Origin of the sequence: Bradyrhizobium sp., assembly GCF_035701725.1 — a bacterium.
Taxonomy (GTDB): Bacteria; Pseudomonadota; Alphaproteobacteria; order Rhizobiales; family Xanthobacteraceae; genus Bradyrhizobium.
Genome location: NZ_DASSRP010000056.1, coordinates 1 through 5,206, shown reverse-complemented (window position 1 = coordinate 5,206; position 5,206 = coordinate 1). Strand labels below are relative to the sequence as shown.

Sequence of the window (5,206 nt, the reverse complement as noted above, 5' to 3'; positions counted from 1 at the left end):
AAACCGCTTTCAGCCGTGGGGGCGGCACTAGCGAAGGGCGCATGCGGCAGCGGCGCGACCGGCGCGGCGGCCAAAAACGGCGCCAGACATCAGCCCGGTGCCGCTGGCGTAATTGTGGTAGAAGAGCCCGCCGACCATTTCGCCGGCGGCAATCAGGCCAGGGATCGGGTGGCCGGTGGTGTCCTCGACCTGCGCTTCGTTCGAGATCTTCAGACCGCCAAAGGTGAAGGTGATGCCGGTCGTCACCGCGTAGGCTTCGTAGGGCGGGGCGTCGAGACGCTGGGCCCAATTAGTCTTGTCGACGGCGAGCCCCGTCGTTGACAGGCCGTCGCGGAGGTTGGGGTTGAACGGCACATCCGGCCGCGGGGCAGCGTTGAACGCGCGCACGGTTTCGAGAAAGCGGGCGGGATCGACACCTTCGAGCCGCGGCGCCAAGGCCTCGAAGCTGTCGGCCTTTTCCTTGGTGATGCGCGGGATCCGGTATTCCTCGCGCAACAGGTGCACGACCTTTTGGTCGAAGATCTGCCAGGCGAACATGCCCGGCTGGTTCAGGAGCTCGCCGCCGTATTTGGCGTAGGTGTAGCTGTGAAAATCGAGGCCTTCGTCGAGGAATCGCTCGCCGCGCGCGTTGACGACGATCCCAAACGGATAGTTGTGCTTTTGGAAGCGGTCGCCGACATCGAGATCGCCAAAGGGAGGCGCGTTCAAATCCCAGGCGACCGCATGCGCGCCCGACCAGTGACCGTGGACGGCGGCACCGAGGTCGAGCGCCATTTTTAGCCCCTGGCCGGTGTTGAAGCGCGAGCCGCGAACCTTGGCGAGGTCCCAATTGGACCCGAGATAGCGCGCCCGCATCTCGGCATTGGCCTCGAACCCACCGCAAGCGAGCACCACTGCCTTGGCCCTGAGATCGTGCAATTTGCCGTGATGGCGTACACGCACGCCTTCGATACCGCTATCGCCGGTCAATAAAGCGATCGCCGGCGTCTCGTAGAGCACGCTAATGCCGTCGCGTGCGGCGCGAGCGTGCAGCGCCTTCACCAGTTCCTTGCCGCCGCCCCAGATATGGCAGGCGAGCCCGCCCCAGAATTTGAACTTGCCGTCGACGCGAAACGCCTGCCGGCCGAGCCCCAATTGAAAGCGCACACCCTTGTCGCGCATCCACAGCCCAGCCTCGAAGCTACCGCGGATCAGGATTTCGGTCAGGTCGGGGTCGCAGCGGTATTGGGTCAGCCGACCCATGTCGTCGAAATATTGTTCCTCGGTGTAAGTGCCGAAATCGACGTCGCGCAGTTCGGTCTCGTTCATGTCGGGGATCAGTCGCGCCAGGTCCTCACCGCCATGATAGACGACGCGGAAGGCGCCGCCGGTGAAGGCGGAATTGCCGCCGCGCTGATCCTCGGGCGCCACTTCGAGCATCAGCACCGAAGCGCCACATTCCCGCGCCGACAGCGCCGCGCAGGCGGCGGCATTGCCCGCCCCAACGACGATCACATCCTGCTCGGAATTATCCACGGTAGGCCCCTTGCCAGAGATTGCTTGCGCCGGCGAAAGCCTCTCATCGGCTCCGACGGGCGTCAACCGCCGGAACCGATCGGAGCGACCAACAGCGGATCCGGATCAGAACTGCCGCCGCACTTCCGTGAACTTTTCGACCAACGATTGCGAGGACCGCTGATCCATCAGCACGGCCACCTTGCGGTGCTTCGCCAGAGGCGTCGGTCTCGTGATTGCTACCGCCTCCAGATACGCCCGGCACATTGTCGTCAGCTGCATGCGCAGGTCCTGCAACATGCTGGGCGCGGCACCACGTTCGAACACGGTGCGGATAGCGCCTGACATCGCCGCCAGCAGCGTGAAGGTGACGACGGACAAATCGTCGAACTCGGCGTCGGCGGCGCTGGCGAGCAGCGCGGTGGTGGCACCGTGGATGCGCTTCCATATGCCCTCCAGCAGCTCGGCAGTGTCCAGGTCCGCTGAGACGAGGTAAAGGGCGCGCGACACATCGATCCGAACCGTCTTGGCATCAAGATACGCCAGAACGAGGCCCTCACCGATAGTCGCAATCGCTTCGCCCCGAAGCCGCGCGCAAGCCGCTTCGACCGCTTCGGCAATGGTGTCCAGGTGCTGCTTTAGAACCGCGTAGAGCAGCGCCGCCTTGTGCGGAAAATACTGGTACATCGTGCCCACCGACACACCCGCCCGCGCGGCGACGCGCGTGGTCGTCAAGCGGCCCGCGCCCTCGCTGAGCAAAACCTGAATGGTCGCCTCCAAAATGGCATCGACCGTTGCCTCGGCACGCGCCTGGCGCGGCGTCTTCCTTGGTTTCAGGTTCTGTGGACTGGCGACGGTCATATGCGAATTCCGAAGCTGAATCATTGTTCATATATCTTGGCGGCGCTTGAGTGTCCTGCCCGCACGGTGCCGCCATGTCATCTAGCAGTTGTTAGGGGTCAATACGTGATGATCTTGAATGTCAACGGCCGAGAGCATCGGCTGACGATCGATACGCGGACGTCGCTCCTCGACGCCTTGCGCGAACATATTGGTCTTACCGGCGCCAAAAAGGGTTGCGACCAAGGACAGTGCGGCGCTTGCACGATCCATATCGATGGCGAACGGATGCTGTCATGCCTGACATTGGCGGTGGCGGCCGAGGGCAGGCGGATAGAGACCATTGAAGGGCTCATCGGGCCCGACGGTGCGCTCCACCCGATGCAACAAGCTTTCATTGATCAAGATGGGTTGCAGTGCGGCTACTGCACACCAGGCCAGATTATGTCTGCCATCGCCTGCGTGCGCGAGGGGCATGCCAAGACGGACGCCGATATCCGCGAATACATGAGCGGCAATTTGTGCCGCTGCGCCGCCTATCCGAACATCGTCGCCGCCATCAAACAGGCGCGAGAGCAAATGGAGCTCCCCTGATGCGTCCGTTCACCTACGAGCGCGCCGCTGATCTGGCGCAGGCCTCCCGCCTCGGCCTTGAGACCGGACAAGGTCAGACGGACGCGCGTGTTCAGTTTCTGGCCGGCGGCACGACGCTGATCGACCTGATGAAGCTCGACGTACTGCGACCGGAGCGCGTCGTCGACATCACCCCTTTGCGCAGCCCCTATGCCACGATCGAGGCGGGGCCGAATGGCTTACGTTTGGGAGCGCTCGCCAAAATGTCTACCGTGGCGGAGCATCCGGCGGTCCTGGCCGACTATCCCGCAATCTCACAAAGCCTGCAACTGGCGGCAAGCGCGCAGTTGCGCAACATGGCCACGCTCGGCGGCAATGTCCTGCAGCGGACCCGATGCCCCTATTACCGGGACCCCAGCTGGATGGCCTGCAACAAGCGAACGCCAGGCTCCGGCTGCGCGGCAATTGCAGGGTTCAACCGCAACCACGCCGTGCTCGGTGTCGACCGAAGTTGCATCTCTCAATACCCCGGTGATTTCGGCGTCGCCCTCGTCGCACTCGACGCCCAAATCGAGCTGAGCGGCCCGCAGGGTCAGCGCCGCATCGCATTTGCGTCCCTGCACAGACCGGTCGAGGGCCAGCCGCATATCGAAACCACTCTGATGCCCGGGGAGGTCATCACCGCCTTCCAGGTGACGGCTGGAGGATGGGCGCGGCGCTCGCTTTATTTGAAGGTGCGCGACCGGGCCTCCTACGAGTTCGCCATCGCCTCGGCCGCGGTTGCGCTGGAGATGGACGGTGAGATCGTGCGCCAGGCGCGGATCGGTCTCGGCGGCATGGCCTATCGGCCCTGGCGCGCGCATGAGGCCGAAGCGGTTCTGACCGGCAAGCCGCTTACCGAAGCAAGTGCCGAAGCCGCCGCTGCGGCCGCGCTGGGCGGTGCGGTGACCCACGGCAACAATGCCTACAAACCGGAGCTCGGCCGGCGAACCCTCGTTCGCGCTCTGATGCAAGCCAAGACGATGCCGGTTGCGACTCGAAAGGATTGCTGAGATGCCAGATAACACGAGCGGCCTGTTCGGCCGACCGACGCCGCGCATCGATGGTGTCGCAAAGGTCACCGGCGCGGCGCGCTATGCGTCCGATGAACCTGTGGCCAATCCGGCTTTCGCCTATCTCGTCACGAGTGCCATCGCCCGCGGGCGAATAGACGGGTTCAACCTCGAACCGGCGAAGGCTGTCGCGGGGGTGCTCGATATTCTGACCCACGAGAACGTCGGCAACCAGGCCAAACCGCCGCTGACGCTGGGCGGCGGGCCGACCACCACGACCTTGGAGAGCGACCATATCTGGCACGACGGACAGATCATCGCTGTGGTCGTCGCCGACACCTATGAGGCAGCGCGCGAGGCAGCCAACAAGGTGGGGGTAAATTATGCGCCGGAGCCGTCCGCCGCGACTTTCGACTCGCCCGGCGTTGAGACCGAGCCGCACCAGCCCCTATTCGGTCCGGACCCACAAAAAGGCAACGCCGAGGCGGCCTTCGCCGCCGCTCCGGTCAAGGTCGACGCCCGCTATCAGACGCCGACGCAACACCACAATGCGATCGAGCTGTTCGCTGCCACTTGCGTGTGGGAAGGGCCACAGCTGACGATCTATGAGCCGAGCCAGATGATGTGGGGGACGAAGGCGGCGGTCGCTTGCCAGCTCGGCCTCGATCCGGCGAATGTCCGGGTCGTTTCGCGATATGTGGGCGGTGCGTTCGGCGCCAAGGGCGGGCTCGCGGCCACAGCGTGGATCGCCATCGCCGCAAAGCGGCTCGGTCGTCCGGTCAGACTGGTGGCGACCCGCGATCAGAGCTTCACGATCGCCACCTATCGGGCCGAGACCCGGCAGCACGTCAAGCTGGGTTCCTCCCAGGACGGCAAGCTGATGGCTTATTTCCACGAGGGCTGGGACATCGCCTCACGTCCATCCGGCTTCAACGTCGTGGGGGTGGACGCGACCGCGCGAATGTACGCCTGCCCCAACATCGCCACGGCGGGGAATGTGGTCCATGCCGACCGCAACACGCCGGGCTTTATGCGCGCGCCGCCCGAGACGCCCTACATGTTCGGCCTCGAAAGTGCCATGGACGAATTGGCCTATGCGCTGAGCATGGACCCGATCGAGCTTCGGCGGGTCAACGACACCCAGACCGATCCGGTCAGCGGTCTGCCGTTTTCGTCCCGCTCGCTGATGCAGTGCTTCGACCAGGCGGCGGCAAAGTTTGGCTGGAGCAGGCGCAATCCCCTGCCAG

General features: G+C 64.4%; 5 protein-coding genes. 3 read left to right on the top strand and 2 right to left on the bottom strand.

Features of this window, described 5'->3' with window-relative positions; all coding sequences use genetic code 11:
* Positions 1 to 27: 27 nt before the first annotated feature.
* Positions 28 to 1,515, bottom strand: coding sequence for an FAD-dependent tricarballylate dehydrogenase TcuA (tcuA, locus tag VFL62_RS02865; protein WP_325170870.1), 1,488 nt, complete (start codon positions 1,513 to 1,515; stop codon positions 28 to 30).
* Positions 1,516 to 1,620: 105 nt separating this feature from the next.
* Complete coding sequence (locus tag VFL62_RS02860; RefSeq protein WP_325170869.1) at positions 1,621 to 2,355, bottom strand: TetR/AcrR family transcriptional regulator; 735 nt, start codon at positions 2,353 to 2,355, stop codon at positions 1,621 to 1,623.
* A gap of 108 nt (positions 2,356 to 2,463) precedes the next feature.
* Between VFL62_RS02860 and VFL62_RS02855 the strand changes: the two genes are divergently transcribed.
* The 3 genes from VFL62_RS02855 to VFL62_RS02845 all read left to right on the top strand — a co-directional run.
* Positions 2,464 to 2,928 carry a (2Fe-2S)-binding protein gene (locus VFL62_RS02855; RefSeq protein WP_325170871.1) on the top strand — a complete coding sequence of 155 codons (465 nt, stop codon included), beginning with the start codon at positions 2,464 to 2,466 and terminating at the stop codon, positions 2,926 to 2,928.
* Positions 2,928 to 3,959: an FAD binding domain-containing protein gene (locus VFL62_RS02850; protein WP_414644585.1), complete on the top strand. Its 1,032-nt coding sequence runs from the start codon at positions 2,928 to 2,930 to the stop codon at positions 3,957 to 3,959. Before VFL62_RS02855 ends, VFL62_RS02850 begins: the two co-directional genes overlap by 1 nt.
* A gap of 1 nt (position 3,960) precedes the next feature.
* The coding region (locus tag VFL62_RS02845; RefSeq protein WP_325170867.1) for a xanthine dehydrogenase family protein molybdopterin-binding subunit at positions 3,961 to 5,206 on the top strand (1,246 nt) is incomplete at its 3' end.